This window comes from Streptomyces sp. NRRL F-5727 (genome assembly GCF_000719555.1).
Classification (GTDB): Bacteria; Actinomycetota; Actinomycetes; order Streptomycetales; family Streptomycetaceae; genus Streptomyces.
Genome location: NZ_JOGX01000001.1, coordinates 68,141 through 82,838 on the forward strand (window position 1 = coordinate 68,141; position 14,698 = coordinate 82,838).

Below are 14,698 nucleotides of genomic sequence, written 5' to 3' on the forward strand. Positions count from 1 at the left end.
GGGGGTGTCGTGGTCGACCGGCCAGTCGTGTCTCCTCGTCGAGTCCGCTGTGCGGGCAACTTCCTCACGTTCTGGTGAAGGTGACGGGCCTGTTCTCGGCTGCGGGCCGAAGGCACAATGACCACGTGGATGGACAGGAATCGGTTCGGCGGGCGGACATCGACCGGATCATCGAGCCGTTGAAGGCGAACATGCCCGAGGCCGGGGACCTCGGCTTCGAGGCGATCAAGCAGCTGGGCAACCCGGTCCCGCTCCTCGTGCAGAACGGCGGCAAGGACCACCTGCAGCTATGGCTCGAACCGTTCGGCCAGGACTACTGGCTGGAGCCCGGGGAATCCGTCTACGTCACCTCGTACGGGACATGGAACGATCACCCGTTCGAGACGATCCGCGAGACCGACTGCCTCACCGTCTGGGCCACGTCCTGGTTCGCGACCGTCTCCGACCTCGACGGCAACGAGTTTCCCCCGGGCCGCGGGGAGGGTGCCTCACGGCCGTCCCCTGAGTGATCTTGCACCGGCATGGTGCCGGCGGCGTCGCGGCCGGATTCGGCGGCGCCGCCGGCACTCCGGGCGGATCCTGCGGTGAAGATGCATACAGCCCGCCGAACGGTGAGCCACAGCGGTTTCATCGTCTCGTGACGCTCTGGCCTCGGATCCTCACGCCGCCCGCCATCATCGGCGGCGCTGCTCCGGCGCCGCCGGGGCGACGTCGTCCTCGGACCGCAGCATCTCGCGGGCAGCGTTGAAGAGCTTGGTCATCTTGCTGTCGACCTCGCGCTGATGCGCACGCATGCCTTCGACGATGCGCTGTGTGGGCTTCGTGGGCGGCTCGCTCAGCCGACGAACGTGCTCTCCGGAGAGACCTTCCACAGCCGACAGCGCCTGCCTCCGTGCCGTCCGGCTCGAACTCTCGTCGTCGAGCACTCTCATGGCTGCCCGGGCTTCGTGTCGGACCGCATCGTCTTCACTGTTGCAGAGGCGCTTCAGCGCGACCCGGCCACCGGCGAGCGGGCCCCAACGCATCGCGCCCAGGCAGGCCTTCTTTGTCGCCCTGGTCACCTCGGACGCCGCATCCGCAACCTTCGCGGGGGCGACCAGTCGGATCTCCGCTTCCCGCAAGACCATCTCTCTGGAGGCGGCATCCACGCGAGCGCGCCGGCTCTCGGCGTCATCGTCGCTCCGATACATCCCCTCACAAACCGCCGTCAATTCGCGGGCGCTCCGGACGAACTCGGCAATCTGCGCCTGCCGTACGTTCCACAAGGCAGCCACCCGCTGCGCCTCGGCCGCGATCCGGGCGGCCTCCCGGGCCGCCGCCGCCTGGTCCCGGCCGCCGTTCGCCTGGATCCTGGCGCCGATGACGCTGCCCAGGAGGCCGCCGAGGATGGCGACGGCGGCGACCAAGGCGGCGAAGACATCGGGGTTGTCCTCGAAGTACTGTCTGAACGCGGTCACCTGCACATCATGCCGAATCGGCTTGCCCCGCGGCGGAGTTAAGCCGCCCCCAGCGATGCCGCTGCGGGCTCGACGGGGCTACGTCGTCCTCGGACCTCGGCATCTCGCGGGCGCCCCGGACGAGCACACTCATCCTCCCGTCGATGTCTCGCCTGGCCCTCGCCTGCCCGCGCCATGATGTCGTAGACGTCGGTGTACAGCATCCGATTGCCTGCCCTAGCACAGGGGCCGAACAACTCCTGGCCTTCACCGCCATCGCCTGCACCCTCATCTGCCACCCCGCCTGAAGGCGTGGCCTTCGGCCTGCGCGACGGCCGCGGCAACATGGTGCAGGTGAACGATTCGTCTGAGCGCGGAAGGCCGCCGGGTCGTACGCCGCAGGCGATGGCCGTCCTGGCGGTCGCCCGAAGCGGTGAGCCGCGACGCGGTGTCGAGGCGCTGCGCCGGTACGAGGGGCGCGAGCGCGACCGGTCGGCAGGGGTGCGCGGCGGTGCGGTGCAGGGTGCTCGCCCCTGGAGGCCGCGAGCGACGCTTCGAGAGGTGGGGAGCCGCGCCATGGGCGGCCCCCGCCGTCGGCGTCTCCGTCCCCGATCACGGCAACGGCCGCCCGTCGGCCGACCTCACGCCGCAGGCGGCCCTGGCGGGCGCAGCCGACCGGGCGATCGACGCGCAGCTCGCAGGGCTGCTGGACCGGCACAGAGTGTGAGGGGGCACCGGTCGCCGACCGTGGCGGCACCCCGCCCGCCCTTCCTTCACACCTTGACGGAAGAGTGGTCCAGACCTACGGTCTCAGCTCAACACGCCTGCCCCTCAAGGCGTTTCACGTTCAGCCGAGAACGGAAGGCCCCCCACCCATGCGCAGAACCGCACTTCTCGCGGCCGTCGCCGCCCTCGTCGCCGGTACCCTCGCCTGGCCGTCCGCACCCCACGCCGAAGCCGCCCCCGCCGTCTTCACCCACCCCGGAGTCACCGTCTCCCAGGGCCAGTTGGACTTCGCTCGCTCCAAGGTCCTCGCCGGCGCCCAGCCCTGGAAGGGCGCGTACGACCAGATGATGGCGAGCCGGTACGCCGACCCGAACCGCGTGCCGAAGCCGCGTGCCGTCGTGGAGTGCGGCTCGTACTCCCAGCCCAACTACGGCTGCACCGACGAGCGCGAGGACGCGATCGCCGCGTACACCAACGCCCTCGCCTGGTACGTCACCAGGGACGCGCGCTACGCGCAGAAGTCGATCCAGCTGATGGACGCCTGGTCCGCGGTCATCACCGACCACACCAACAGCAACGCACCGCTCCAGACCGGCTGGGCCGGCTCCTCCTGGCCCAAGGCCGCCGAGATCATCAAGCACACGTACACGGGCGGCTGGTCGAACTCGGGCCGGTTCGCGACGATGCTCCGCGACGTCTACCTCCCGGAGATCATCAACGGCTCGCATTCCAACGGCAACTGGGAGCTGTCGATGATGGAGGCGGCCGTCGGCATCTCCGTCTTCCTGGAGGACAGGGCGTCGTACGACAAGGCCATGGCGAAGTTCCGTACGCGCGCCGCCGCCTACGTCTACCTGGCCTCCGACGGCGAGCTGCCGAAGACGGTGCCGAGCCAGAACCTCGACACCCGCGCGAAGATCGTCGCCTACTGGCAGGGCCAGTCGACCTTCGTCACCGGCCTGACCCAGGAGACCTGCCGCGACTTCACCCACACCGGCTACGGCATCTCCGCCATGGCCCACGTCGCCGAGACCAGCCGGATCCAGGGCCAGGACCTGTACGGCACGGACGTCGGCGAACGGCTGCGCCAGGCGCTCGGGTTCCAGTCGAAGTACGAACTGGGCACGGCCGTGCCGAGCTGGTTGTGCGGCGGCTCCCTCCACCTGGGTCTCGGCCCCGTGACGGAGGTCGGCTACAACGCCATGCACAACCGTCTCGGCTTCGCCATGACCAACACCGAGACGCTGACCAGGCGCAACCGCCCGGCCGGCACCAACAACCTCTTCGTCGCCTGGGAGACCCTCACCCACGGGGACAACCCGGCCTGAGACGCGTCACGGGGATAGGGACGGGGTTGGTGACGGCTCACGCGATCGGGGTCGTCCGTCCGGTGAGTGATCACCGGTGCGAGTCGGCCGTCCACGGCCGGAGTTTGTCCGGGTTGCGCATCACCCAGATCTGCGTGATCCGGTCGTCCGCGACGTCGAACGCGTACACCGCGACGGTGACGCCCGCGTGCTCGATCACCAGCCCCGGCCTGCCGTTGACCGGGCGCTCCAGGAGCCTGAGGCTGCCGTCCGCCCTGACGGCGAGATCGGTGAGGTAGTGGGCGATCCCTTCGCCGCCCGCGATCGGGTGGAGCACGGCGGGGACCATGCCGCCGCCGTCCGCCGTCAGGGTGGCGCCGGGGGCCAGGAGGCCAACGAGGGCGGTGATGTTCCGGGCCTCCCATGCCTGCTTGAACTCCCGGACGAGCCGCGCCTGGTGGGCCGCGGGGGTCTCGGGGGGAAGGGCGGCGCGGGCGCGGCGCCGGGCGGAGGAGGCCAGTTCGCGGCAGGCCGCCGGGGTGCGGCCGGTCATGTCGGCGATCTCGGCGAACGGGTAGCCGAAGACGTCGTGCAGGACGAGCGCGACGCGCTGGGCCGGGGTCATGGATTCGAGCACGACGAGGAACGCCATGGTGACCGACTCGTCGAGCGTGACCCGGTCGGCCGGGTCCGCGGAGCCGGTCACGGTGGTTCCCGGGCGCCCGCCGATCCAGTCGGTTCGCCCGGGCAGCGGCTCGGGGATCCATTCGCCCACGTAGCGCTCCCGCCGCACCCGCGCCGAGCCGAGCAGGTCCAGGCAGACACGGGTGGCGACGGTCGTCAGCCAGGCGCCGGGGGACGCGATGGCGTCCTGCTGCCGCCGGGACATGGCGTACCAGCGGGTGTACGTCTCCTGGACGGCGTCCTCGGCCTCGGCGAGGGAACCGAGGAGCCGGTACGCGAGGCCGATCAGCCGCCGTCGCTCGCTGATGACGGCGTCCAGGCCCGCGTCGGACTCGTCGTGCCGTGGCGTCGTGTGGTCGGTCATGGTCCGGTGGCTCCCTGGTGTCGGATCGTCCCTCGCCGGTCCGACGAGACAGCACGTCCGATTGTCAGGTTCCCGGCTGTCCCTGACGTTCCGCGGGGTCGTGTCGTCATACCGGCCACAGACACCACCGGCCCGGGAGAGACCGGGTGGCACACCTCAGGAGACCGTGATGACCAGGATCGGCATACTCGTCGGCAGCACCCGTCCCGGCCGCAAGGGCGAGCAGGTCGCCCGCTGGGTCCACGACCGGGCGGCCGGCCGCGGCGACGCCGTGTTCGAGGTGATCGACCTGCTCGACCACCCGCTGCCGCACCTGGACGAACCGCTGCCCGCGCTCACCGGGCGGTACCAGCACGAGCACACCCGCGCGTGGGCCGCCACCGTCGCCCGCTTCGACGGATTCGTCATGATCACCCCCGAGTACAACGCGTCCGCCCCCGCCGTGCTCAAGAACGCCATCGACTACCTGTACGCGGAGTGGACCCACAAGGCCGTCGGGTTCGTGTCCTACGGAGCCCGCGGCGGCGTCCTCGCGGCCCGGCAGCTGCGGACCCTGTGCGAACTCCTCCAGATGGGTACGGTGACTCCGCAGGTCTCGCTGTCCCTGCACACCGACTTCGAGGACCAGGCGGTGCTCAAGCCGGGCGCCCACCACTCCGACGCCCTCGACACGCTGCTGGACCACGTCGTCGCCCGGTGCGCGGAGGGCCGTGCGACCGCGGCGCCCGTGCGGCGCGAGGCGGACCTCGAGACGGACGGCGCCGAGGACCGCGAGACGGACGAAGCCGCGATCCGCCGCCACATCGACGGAATCGTCGACGCGATCCAGGCCAAGGACCTCGACAGGCTGAGGCGGGTCTACTCGACGGACGTCGTCTCCTTCGACATCGATCCGCCGCTCCAGCACGTCGGGATCGACGCGAAACTCAAGAACTGGGCGAACGTCTTCACGCACTTCCAGGACGTGACCTACGAGGTGCGCGACCTGGTTCCCACGGTCGGCGAGGACCTGGCGTTCACGCACGGCTTCGGCCGCCTCCGCGGCACGCTGGCCGACGGAACCGCGGTGGACGGATTCTGGGTCCGGGTCACCTTCTGCTTCCGGAAGACCGACGGCGCGTGGCTGATCACGCACGACCAGGTCTCCGTCCCGCTGGACATCCTGGGCGGCAGGGGCGTGGTCGACCTCGAACCCTGACACCAGCGCCCCTGTAGCGGCCGCGACCTGACGGTCGACTTCCCCGAGAGGCGCGTGTCAACATGACGCGGTGACACAGATCATCAAGGGGGGAAACCTGCCGGCCCCCGGGCAGGGGTGGAAGGTCACGGTCGTCCGCGGGGCCTCCGGCAGCGGGGTACCGGAGGTCGAGGCCGCCGCGCTGCTCCTGGACGCGGCGGGCCGCGTCACGGACGACGGCGACCTCCTCTTCCGCGACCGGCGCGCGCACGCCTCCGGGGCGGTGCGGCTCATCGGGCAGGTACGGAGCGAAGGAAGGCGGCGCGTCGCCGACTGGCTGGAGATCGACACCGCGCGCATGGATCCCGGCGTCCAGCGGATCGTGATCGCCGCCGCCGTCGACGAGGGGACGTTCGGGCAGGTGCCCGGGCTGTCCGTGCAGGCCGTCGGCGCCGGTACCGGGGAGCAGTTCGCGCTGTACGAGATCGAGGGCGCGACGACGGAGACGGCGTTCGTCCTCGGCGAGTTCTACCGGCGCGACGGCGGGTGGCGGTTCCGGGCGGTGGGGCAGGGGTACGCCTCCGGGCTCGCCGGGCTGGCGAAGGACTTCGGTGTCGCGGGCGGGCCCCCGGCGGCGGTTTCCGGGCCCGGGCCCGTGCTCCTCGCGGGCGTGGCCAAGGTCCCCGCGTCCGAGGCCCCTGCCCCGGTGTCCGAACGGCCCGTCCAGCCGCCGGCCGTCCCGGCACGGCTTCCGGCCCCGCCCGCCGAGACCGAGGCGCCCGAGCCGCCCGCTCCGGCATCGGAGACCCAGGCAGCCGAGCCTCCCGCACCGGCATCGGAGACCCAGGCGCCCGAGCCGCCGGCCCAGGCGTCCAAGCCCCGGACACCCAAGGCGCCGGCCCGGTCGCCCGCACGCGGTTCTGCGCGCCACCTGGCCAAGGCGCGGCCCCCGGTCCGGGCGGACAGGGAGCCGTCCCCCGCCGCCGCGCTCTTCGGTGAGGACTTTCCGGAGTTCGTCCGGGAGGGCAGCGGCACGCTCGAGTTCATCGTCGACGAGCCGCTGCCGACCGGCTTCTTCGTGGTCGACACGGAGCGGTCGGGCGACGGCTCCTTCATGGTGGAGGCCGTCGACGACACCAAGCCGGGCCTCGACCTGATCGCCCACACCCGCCTCGAGGACTCCCGGACGCGGACCCTGGTGCGGCACAACGACAGCCGCCCGTTGCGCCTGCGTGTGCACGGCGGGGACAGTGCGTGGAAGCTCACGTTCCGGCCGGTGAGCGTGGTCGAGGAGCTCGGCCTCGGGGCGACGGGCCGGGGGCGGGACGTACTGCTCCACACGGGGCCCGCCGCCGAACTGTCCGCCAGGCTGCGCCCGGAGGTCGAGCACCCCTACTTCGAGGTCGGCTGCTACACGCCGCGCGCCCGCGGTGTCTGGGACGCCGATCTGCTCGTCAGCGAGACCCACAAGCGCACGGAGTACCGGGTTTCGCTGCCGGCGGGTCCGGTCCTGGTGAGGCTCTCGGACGCCGAAGGCGACTGGTCCCTGGAGGTTCGGCCCACCCCCTGAAGCCGCGAAGGGCTCAGCTCAGCGTCTTCACCGCGGCCGCGTCGTACGGCTTCAGCTCGTCGAACCGGCCCGCCAGGACCTTCGCCGCCCACTCCGGGTCCTGGAGCAGGGCGCGGCCGACGGCGACCATGTCGAACTCGTCGCGCTCCAGGCGGTCCAGGAGTTCGTCGATGCCCTTGACCGGGGAGCCCTCTCCCATGAAGGCGCCGATGAAGTCGCCGTCGAGGCCGACCGAGCCGACGGTGATCGTGGGCCTGCCGGTGAGCTTCTTGGTCCAGCCGGCCAGGTTCAGGTCGGAGCCCTCGAACTCGGGGATCCAGTAGCGGCGGGTGGAGGCGTGGAAGACGTCGACGCCGGCGGCGGCCAGCGGGGACAGGATCGCCTCCAGCTCCTCCGGGGTCTCGGCGAGCCGCGCGTCGTAGGCGTCCTGCTTCCACTGCGAGTAGCGGAAGATGACCGGGAACTCGGGCGAGACGGCCGCGCGCACCGCGGCCACGATCTCGGCGGCGAACTTCGTACGGGCCACGGGGTCGCCGCCGTAGGCGTCGGTGCGGCGGTTCGTGCCCGCCCACAGGAACTGGTCGAGGAGGTAGCCGTGGGCTCCGTGCAGTTCGACGCCGTCGAAGCCGATGCGCTCGGCGGCCGCGGCGGCCTCGGCGAAGGCGCCGATGACGTCGTCGAGGTCGCGCTGGGTCATGGCCTTGCCCGTGCCCTCGGTGCCGTCGGTGCGGATGCCGGAGGGCCCGACGGCGGGGGCCTCGGGGTAGGGCGCCTGGCCCTGCTTGCGCACCATGCCGATGTGCCAGAGCTGCGGCACGATCGTGCCGCCCTCCGCGTGGACGGCCTCGGCGACCTTGGCCCAGCCGGCCAGCTGCTCCTCGCCGTGGAACCGGGGCACGCGGTCGCTCTGCCCGGCCGACTCGTGGCCGACGTACGTGCCCTCGGTGACGATCAGCCCGACGCCGGCGGCGGCCCGGCGGGCGTAGTACGAGCGCACGTCCTCGCCGGCGACGCCGCCCGGGGAGAACATGCGGGTCATCGGCGCCATCGCGATGCGGTTCGGGACGGTCAGCCCGTTCAGCGCGACAGGCCGGGAAAGGATCTCCGCCGCGCGGGAGGCGGGGGACGCGGTGACGGTCACGGAAACGCTCCTCATGGCTACTGCTTGGCAAGCTTGATGGTTGAGATCTTCATGCAATAGCGAGGACGGTAGAGGTCGATATTTGAAGTCGTCAAGTATCTCCGCGTAGGGTGGACCTCATGACCGAAGCTCCCCGCGTCGACACGGCCCAGCTCATGGAGCTGCTCTCCGTCTCCCTCGGGGTGTACTACGGCGAGTTCACGGTCGCCGCGGCGAGCGAGAACCTCACGGCGAGCCAGGGCAAGGCCCTCGCCGTGCTGCGCCGCGGACCCGCCCCGATGCGCGCCCTGGCCGAGACCATGACCTGCGACGCCTCCAACATCACCGGCATCGTCGACCGCCTGGAGAAGCGCGGTCTGGCGCGCCGCGAGGCCGGCACCTCCGACCGCCGCGTCAAGAACGTCATCCTCACCCCCGAGGGGGAGCGCGTCGCCGACGCGATCCGCGCCAAGATGCGCACCACCCAGGCGGGCCTGGAAAGCCTCGACGCCCGGGACCGCGACCAGCTGCGCGTCCTGCTGGAACGGGTCTTCCTGACGAAGCCCGCCACCTGACCGAGGCGGCGGGCCGAAGACGCGCCCTGGACGGCGTGCCTCACGGTGTCAACGTCAGGCGGGCAGGTCGGCGTCACCGCCCAGGTTGCCGACCATGCGACGCAGGACGTTGATCGTGGTCACGAAGTCGGCCGTGTCGACGCCTTCGTGCACCTGCCGGTGGACACGCGCGTTGCGCTCCCGCGCCCGCAGCCGCCCCTCCTCCCCCGCCTCGGTCAACGTCATGCGCCCGGCGTCCTCGCTGAGCCAGCCGCGCCCGACCAGGTCGTCGAAGACACCGTCGAAGTCGATCCCGAGGTCGTCCCACCGCGCCAGCCGCTCGATCAGCGCCGCTCGGCTCCACCTCCCCGGCTCCCCTGCGACGTGGTTGAGTGTCCACCAGTGCGGCTGCGTGAGGCCCTCCACCGCCAACTGCTCACGGATGGCCCCGACCACCAGCCGATACGCCAAGCCGCTCCAGGCCCCGATGGGCTGAGCAGCCACTTCCTTCTCCGCGTACTCCCTGAGCGTCACGCTCATGCACCTCTCCCCCTCGCGATCGACGGAACACGATCACCGTAGAACCTCGAGTTTGGTCGAGGTCAAGGCGGCGGTGCCTGCCCGGAACGGCGCGTCAGCAGGGTCAGTCGGCGGTGTCGGCCGGGTCCGTCGCGAGCCGGGCGTAGGACATCATGTCCCGGCGCTCCCCGCCCACCGACTGCCAGCCGCGGTGGAGTCCTTCGTACGAGAAGCCGGCCTGCGCCGCGGTCTTGCGCGAGGCGGTGTTCCAGGGCTCGACGTACAGCTCCAGTCGCTCGAAGCCGAGGTCGCGCAAGGCCCAGGAGCTGACGGTGCGCAAGGCCGCGGCGGCGATGCCGCGTCCGCGGGCGGAGCCCGCCACCCAGTACCCCACGGCTGCCCGGCCCTCGTCGGTGGCGTTCGGCCACAGGCCGATCGTTCCGAGGCCCCGGTCTCCCGCGACCTCCGCCATGACGAACGGGTAGCCCGTGCGGCTGCGCGCCCGTTCCTCCTGGCGGGAGATGAACGCGACGCCCTCGTCGTGCGTGTAGGAGCTGGGCACGGTGGTGATGAGGGGAATGTAGGCGTCCCCGGCCGCCTCCCGCACCAGCGGCAGGTCGCCGATGTGCCAGGGCCTCAACAGAAGGCCGTCGTTCACGTGGATGCGAGGAACATGGAGGGGCGTCTGCATCCTTCCGCTTCCTCCTTCGAGGGGGAGGCCGCTTTCGCAGCCGCGTCGCAGAACCTCTGCGGGCCCCCACAGTCTCCACCGCCTCAGCGCGAACGCACAGCGCCGTGGGGCTCTCCCGGCTCGGGTCGGCAACAGGCCGGAGCCGGGATGCGCCGCTGGGGGTGTGGTGGTGACTTCGGTCAGGGAACGCGGATGTTGTTCAGGGCGTCGTGGGTGGGCAGGGCGTCGGCGGCCTTGTCCTGCTGGTCGCCGTTTCCGAAGGTCTGGGACAGGAGCCCGACCCCGGGGAGGTTGTTGCCGACACTGTCGGCCGCGGCCGCCCCGGCGGCGGCGAGGACGGCGGTGGCGGCGACCGCGGCGGCGGCGAGGACTCGGCAGGTGGAGATCGTCATGCCGGGCTCAACGACGCCGCCCCCGGCAGGGCACGCCAGGCCGATGCCGGCCTTGACACTCCAGCCGATTCCCGCCGCCAGGACGTCGACCCGGGCGAGGCCGTGGACGGGAACCGGCCAAGCAGCTCACGTATCGTCCCGATTCATGCCATTGACGGTGTGACTGTCGGCTTGGTCTCTCGTTGGTCCGTTCGTGGCGAAGGTGATCACCTCCGGGCCGCCCGACGCGGCCCAGAAGCGGACCCCGCCCGGTCGACCGCGCGCGTCCGGGCAGCACGCGCCCTGCCCTCGTCGACGGGCCGGGCATCCCGCTCGTCAGCCGGCTGGGGCCCCTGCCCGCGGCGATCGCGTCCGTCGCCGGCCTGACCGGAAGGCCCACACGGCGACCGGACACGCTCCTGGCCGACCGTGGCTCCGGCCACGAAGCCTTCCTCGGCCTCGCCACCTGCTTCAACGCCCACCGACCCATCCGACCCCTTTGTTAGGACCCCCCTTATGACCCCGCCCGACAGGCACCCGCAGCCGGACAGCGATCTCGACATCGACATCGACACCCAGGAAGCGGTCCTCCCTCTGGACCACGGCGACCTCTACGTACGCCAGGACGGCCCTGACGACGCCCCCGCCCTCCTGCTCATCCACGGATCCGCCACCTCCAGCCGGTCGTGGGACGCACTCGTGCCACTGCTGACCGCGTCCCACCGCGTCATCCGGGTCGATCTTCCGGGGCACGGCCGTTCCTCCGAACCGGCGGACCGCCGCTACGAGACGTCCGCCCAGGCGCGCACGGTGAGCGCGGCGATGGACCGGCTCGGCGTCTCCCGTGTCACGACCGTCGCCCATTCCAGCGGCGGGTACACCGCCACCGCTCTCGCCGAGCAACGGCCCGACCTGGTGGACGCGTTGGTGCTCATCAACACCGGTCCCGGCATGGACGCCTTCATCGACAAGGGCGGCGCCCCGATGGACCCCGCCCAGTGGCCGCCCACCGACGAACAGGTCCGGGCGTTCGCGAGCACCGGTTTCCGCGCGGGGTACGAGGTCCCGCAGGGGCTCGTCGACGAGCTGCGGAGCATGAGCTTCCACGCGCTCTCCGCCTCGATGCAGGCGTCCATGGCCTACGTGAGCCGGCAGCCGCTCCCGGACCGTCTGAAGGCCGTGGGCAAACCGCTCCAGGTGATCTTCGGCGACCAGGACCGCAGGTGGCGCCCCTCGTCCGCGGGCGACTACCAGGTCGTACCTGGCGCGCAGATCGAGTCGCTGCCCGGCGCCGGACACACGCCGATCCTGGAGGAACCGCAGCAGACCGCCGCGCTCCTCCTGGCCTTCACGCGTTCCTGACGGACCGGGTGCGGCCGCCGGTGCCTGACCACTCGTCACCCGGGGGCCGCGCCCGTCCCGGGGCCCGGCGGCTTCCTGGTCGTCGGGTCAGGGGGCTCCGATGGTCCGGCGCATGGCGCGTCGGGCGCGCTGGGGTGCGGCGGGGTCGCGCTGGAGTTGGATGGCCTGGCTGGCGGCCATGGCGATGCCGTTGAGCTCGAAGGCGATCTGCGCCGGGTCGGTGTCGGAGGGCAGGTCCCCGGCCTCGACGGCGTCCGCGGCGAGGCGTCCGATCTGGGCGAGCCAGCGGTCGGCGGTGTCCGCGATGGCGTCGCGGACCGGTCCGGGACGGTTGTCGAACTCCAGGGCCGCGGCGGTGAGGAAGCAGCCGCCGCCGGCGGTCCCCTCGTGTGGGAGGTAGTCGATCCAGGCGTCGCACAGGCGGAGCAGGCGAGCGGCGCCCGGGCCGGCCGCTTGCGGGGCCTCCGGCGAGGCGGGGGGACCGGGCCGGCCTCGTCCCTCTCCGGACCGCGGTCGCCTCAGTCGCGCAGTGACCAGGTGCGCAGGAGAGCGGCGATCGCCGCCGCGCCGCAGGTGGGGTCGCGCAGCAGGTCGCGCAGGGCGATCGCGTCCTCGCGGGTGGGGCGCAGTCTGATGCCGGAGGCTTCCAGGTACATGACGCCGGTCGCCGCCGCGACCGCCAGGTTGGAGCGGTCCAGCCAGCGGCAGCGGCCGAGGATGTGCACGAGGGCGGCGGCGCGGGCGTAGGCGCCGTCGTAGACCGGATGGTCCAGGAGTTCGGCGCGGTGGCAGGCGACGGCCGCGACCGGCACTCCGTAGTCCTCGGGCGCCGGATCGTCGGCGCCGGCGAGTTCGGCGACCTGGAGGATCCAGGGGACGTCGATGTGGAGTTCCATCAAGCGGCCTGCGGCCCCGTGGAGCGCCGCGCCTCGTCCTCCGCCTCGTCGAAGACGGCCTGGTGCTCGTCCAGGAAGCGGCGCGCCGCGTCCAGACCGCGCCGGCGCATGCCGTCGGCGTCGTCCCGCACGAGGGAGGCGATGTAGTCGCCGAGGCTCAGGCCACGGTCCTTTGCGCGGGCCCTGGCCAGCTCCGCGATGTCGTCGTCGACGCGGGCGCCCAGCTGTGTCTTTCCCATGCCCGCGATGGTAACGAGTGTTACCAGTCGAGGGAAGGGGGTCCTTGCCCGGGAAGGTGACGGGGAGGTCCGGGAGGCGTCGCCCTGGGAGCTGCTCGGTGGGGACGGAGAGGACGGCCGAGGGGTGTGACGGAGGGCGGACGCAGCAGAAGCCCGGCGGTACGGCGGGGGGCGACGTCCCACCGCCGAACGGCGCCGGTGGTCCCGGCTGTGGCGAGGGTTCCGCCGGCCGGGGCTCCCCGCTCGCAGAACTGCCGCTCCTTTCCCGGCATTCCGATTACGCTGGCGGCGACCACGATCGAACGAGGGGGGTGCGCCCATGCCGTACGAGGTCGGTGCGCAGGTGAGGCTCGTCAGGGATGTCCAGGTCGGCGGGAACGACACGGCGGGGAGGGTCGGCTCCCCCGGTCCGCTGTTCCTCGCCGAGGGGCTGCGGGGCGTCGTCACGGGCTCGGCGCGGGTGGAACCGCGCGGGATGGCCCAGGACGCGCTCGCCGAGTTCGACCGGCGCGTCGGCGGCCAGCGGTTCGACGGCCACGCGGCCGGGCTGTTGGGGAACCTCCGTGACCAGATCATCCGGCAGGGAGCGGTCGACTCCGGAGGGGCCGGCGCGCGGATCGGCTACCAGGTGCGGTTCGACAACGGGTTCGTTCTCCACGGGCTCGACGAGGACGCGCTGGCCCGGGTCTGACGGTGTGCGTGCCGAACCTCCCTCCGCAGGCGGGAGGTTCGGTCGTCGCCGGGGCTGTCGGTGACGGCTCCGCTCAGGCCGGGTAGACGAGCGAGCCCAGGGGCGGGCAGGGCAGGAGGGTGGTGCCGGCGCCGGGGCGTTCGACGAAGGCCCGTGCCTCGGCGGCCCTCTGCCGGCGGGAGTCCAGGCCGTCCGCGTACCAGGCGTCCTGCCGGGCGCGGGTGTAGTCCCATGTGTCGTCGATGAGGCTGAGGCTGGTGTTGCCGGCGCTGCGCTCGAACTCCGCCTTCACGGCGGCCTGTCGGAGGGCGGTCTGGAGCGCGGCGAGTTCGATACGGGTGCCGAGGACGCCGGGGGTGTCCGGTTCGCGGGTCGGCAGGGGGGCCTGCGGGAGGAGCGACACCCCGGTGTCGAGGCGGCCGATGTTGTCGACGCTCGCATCCTGGGCCTCTCTCGCCATGGTGTGCATCTCCTGGTGCAGCCAGAAGAACTCGTCGAGGTCGGCCTGGGTGACCCGTATCCGCTGGTAGAGGGCGTGGAAGCGGGGTTCGTGGTGCAGCGGCCGCATGGGGGCGGCGTGGAGCCCGACGCAGTCGCTGAAACCGGCGGACACGGCGGCGTCGAGGTGGTGGAGGGCCTGGTCCGTCCGCCCGTACGCGAGGGCCACCGCGCTGAGGTTCGTGTGGCCCGGGATGGCGAGCCAGGCGCCGTCGGGGCCGAGCGTCGCGGCGCGCGCGACGAGGTCGTGGAGGCCCGTGGTGACCGACGGGGTGGGGCCCTGGGTCAGCAGCTCGACCAGCACGTCGTGCGCACGGGTGATCAGTGAGGGGACGGTGTCGGCCATGGATCTCCTCGGGCGTCGGTCGGTGGTGACGAGCGGAGGGGAGAGGCGGGTCCCGCTCCCCCTGGGGATGACGGGTGGACGGGGCGAGTGGTTCCTGTGGGCGCTTCGGTGTTCAAGTCCGTTGCGGGGCACAGCGGTTGGCTAACG

Annotated in this window: 18 protein-coding genes; 8 read left to right on the top strand and 10 right to left on the bottom strand. The window is 72.1% G+C overall.

From position 1 onward, the window contains the following. The first annotated feature begins 125 nt into the window (after positions 1 to 125). On the top strand, positions 126 to 509 hold the full coding sequence (locus IF73_RS37320) for a hypothetical protein (RefSeq protein WP_158821884.1): 384 nt from the start codon (positions 126 to 128) through the stop codon (positions 507 to 509). A gap of 165 nt (positions 510 to 674) precedes the next feature. Here IF73_RS37320 and IF73_RS0100390 read toward each other — a convergent pair whose 3' ends face one another. Further along, the gene (locus IF73_RS0100390) at positions 675 to 1,457 is read right to left on the bottom strand and encodes a hypothetical protein (protein WP_031002169.1); all 783 of its coding nucleotides are present in this window, start codon (positions 1,455 to 1,457) and stop codon (positions 675 to 677) included. A 502-nt stretch (positions 1,458 to 1,959) separates the two neighbouring features. On the opposite strand from IF73_RS0100390, the gene IF73_RS0100395 reads away from it, so the two are divergent. Both IF73_RS0100395 and IF73_RS0100400 read left to right on the top strand, forming a co-directional pair. Next, complete coding sequence (locus IF73_RS0100395) at positions 1,960 to 2,163, top strand: hypothetical protein (RefSeq protein WP_158821886.1); 204 nt, start codon at positions 1,960 to 1,962, stop codon at positions 2,161 to 2,163. A 148-nt stretch (positions 2,164 to 2,311) separates the two neighbouring features. Beyond that, positions 2,312 to 3,490 (top strand): alginate lyase family protein, encoded by a 1,179-nt coding sequence (locus IF73_RS0100400; protein WP_031002173.1) that lies wholly within the window; start codon positions 2,312 to 2,314, stop codon positions 3,488 to 3,490. Between the two features lie 70 nt (positions 3,491 to 3,560). Here the strand turns inward: IF73_RS0100400 and sigJ are convergent, their stop codons facing one another. Next, the gene (gene sigJ, locus IF73_RS0100405; RefSeq protein WP_031002175.1) at positions 3,561 to 4,517 is read right to left on the bottom strand and encodes an RNA polymerase sigma factor SigJ; all 957 of its coding nucleotides are present in this window, start codon (positions 4,515 to 4,517) and stop codon (positions 3,561 to 3,563) included. A gap of 169 nt (positions 4,518 to 4,686) precedes the next feature. On the opposite strand from sigJ, the gene IF73_RS0100410 reads away from it, so the two are divergent. Together IF73_RS0100410 and IF73_RS38480 are read left to right on the top strand one after the other, a co-directional pair. Then, positions 4,687 to 5,715 carry an NAD(P)H-dependent oxidoreductase gene (locus tag IF73_RS0100410; protein WP_031002176.1) on the top strand — a complete coding sequence of 343 codons (1,029 nt, stop codon included), beginning with the start codon at positions 4,687 to 4,689 and terminating at the stop codon, positions 5,713 to 5,715. Between the two features lie 70 nt (positions 5,716 to 5,785). Then, positions 5,786 to 7,264, top strand: coding sequence for a TerD family protein (locus tag IF73_RS38480; protein ID WP_051716443.1), 1,479 nt, complete (start codon positions 5,786 to 5,788; stop codon positions 7,262 to 7,264). 13 nt (positions 7,265 to 7,277) lie between these two features. On the opposite strand, the gene IF73_RS0100420 is transcribed toward IF73_RS38480, so the two are convergent. Further along, the gene (locus IF73_RS0100420) at positions 7,278 to 8,405 is read right to left on the bottom strand and encodes an NADH:flavin oxidoreductase (RefSeq protein ID WP_031002181.1); all 1,128 of its coding nucleotides are present in this window, start codon (positions 8,403 to 8,405) and stop codon (positions 7,278 to 7,280) included. Positions 8,406 to 8,524: 119 nt separating this feature from the next. Here IF73_RS0100420 and IF73_RS0100425 point away from each other — a divergent pair, with 119 nt between their 5' ends. Continuing rightward, the gene (locus IF73_RS0100425) at positions 8,525 to 8,959 is read left to right on the top strand and encodes a MarR family winged helix-turn-helix transcriptional regulator (RefSeq protein ID WP_031002183.1); all 435 of its coding nucleotides are present in this window, start codon (positions 8,525 to 8,527) and stop codon (positions 8,957 to 8,959) included. Positions 8,960 to 9,013: 54 nt separating this feature from the next. Here IF73_RS0100425 and IF73_RS0100430 read toward each other — a convergent pair whose 3' ends face one another. From IF73_RS0100430 to IF73_RS0100440, 3 genes are all read right to left on the bottom strand, one after another. After that, a complete protein-coding gene (locus IF73_RS0100430) occupies positions 9,014 to 9,478 on the bottom strand; it encodes a hypothetical protein (protein ID WP_031002185.1) in 465 nt (154 codons plus the stop codon). A gap of 103 nt (positions 9,479 to 9,581) precedes the next feature. Further along, the gene (locus IF73_RS0100435) at positions 9,582 to 10,148 is read right to left on the bottom strand and encodes a GNAT family N-acetyltransferase (RefSeq protein WP_031002187.1); all 567 of its coding nucleotides are present in this window, start codon (positions 10,146 to 10,148) and stop codon (positions 9,582 to 9,584) included. A gap of 179 nt (positions 10,149 to 10,327) precedes the next feature. Then, a complete protein-coding gene (locus IF73_RS0100440) occupies positions 10,328 to 10,540 on the bottom strand; it encodes a hypothetical protein (protein WP_031002189.1) in 213 nt (70 codons plus the stop codon). A gap of 495 nt (positions 10,541 to 11,035) precedes the next feature. On the opposite strand from IF73_RS0100440, the gene IF73_RS0100445 reads away from it, so the two are divergent. Then, on the top strand, positions 11,036 to 11,881 hold the full coding sequence (locus tag IF73_RS0100445; RefSeq protein ID WP_031002191.1) for an alpha/beta fold hydrolase: 846 nt from the start codon (positions 11,036 to 11,038) through the stop codon (positions 11,879 to 11,881). Between the two features lie 87 nt (positions 11,882 to 11,968). On the opposite strand, the gene IF73_RS42815 is transcribed toward IF73_RS0100445, so the two are convergent. From IF73_RS42815 to IF73_RS0100460, 3 genes are read right to left on the bottom strand one after another with little or no spacing between them, the layout of a single operon-like run. After that, positions 11,969 to 12,454, bottom strand: a complete 486-nt coding sequence (locus IF73_RS42815) for a TetR family transcriptional regulator C-terminal domain-containing protein (RefSeq protein WP_420706529.1) — start codon at positions 12,452 to 12,454, stop codon at positions 11,969 to 11,971. Further along, entirely contained in the window at positions 12,400 to 12,777 is a 378-nt protein-coding gene (locus tag IF73_RS0100455) for a hypothetical protein (protein ID WP_031002195.1), read from the bottom strand. The genes IF73_RS42815 and IF73_RS0100455 overlap by 55 nt, the downstream gene beginning before the upstream one ends. Further along, positions 12,777 to 13,016, bottom strand: a complete 240-nt coding sequence (locus IF73_RS0100460) for a hypothetical protein (RefSeq protein WP_031002197.1) — start codon at positions 13,014 to 13,016, stop codon at positions 12,777 to 12,779. The genes IF73_RS0100455 and IF73_RS0100460 overlap by 1 nt, the downstream gene beginning before the upstream one ends. A gap of 319 nt (positions 13,017 to 13,335) precedes the next feature. Between IF73_RS0100460 and IF73_RS0100465 the strand changes: the two genes are divergently transcribed. Further along, complete coding sequence (locus tag IF73_RS0100465) at positions 13,336 to 13,707, top strand: hypothetical protein (RefSeq protein ID WP_031002198.1); 372 nt, start codon at positions 13,336 to 13,338, stop codon at positions 13,705 to 13,707. A gap of 73 nt (positions 13,708 to 13,780) precedes the next feature. Here the strand turns inward: IF73_RS0100465 and IF73_RS0100470 are convergent, their stop codons facing one another. Then, entirely contained in the window at positions 13,781 to 14,551 is a 771-nt protein-coding gene (locus tag IF73_RS0100470; RefSeq protein WP_031002200.1) for a hypothetical protein, read from the bottom strand. Positions 14,552 to 14,698 lie beyond the last annotated feature (147 nt).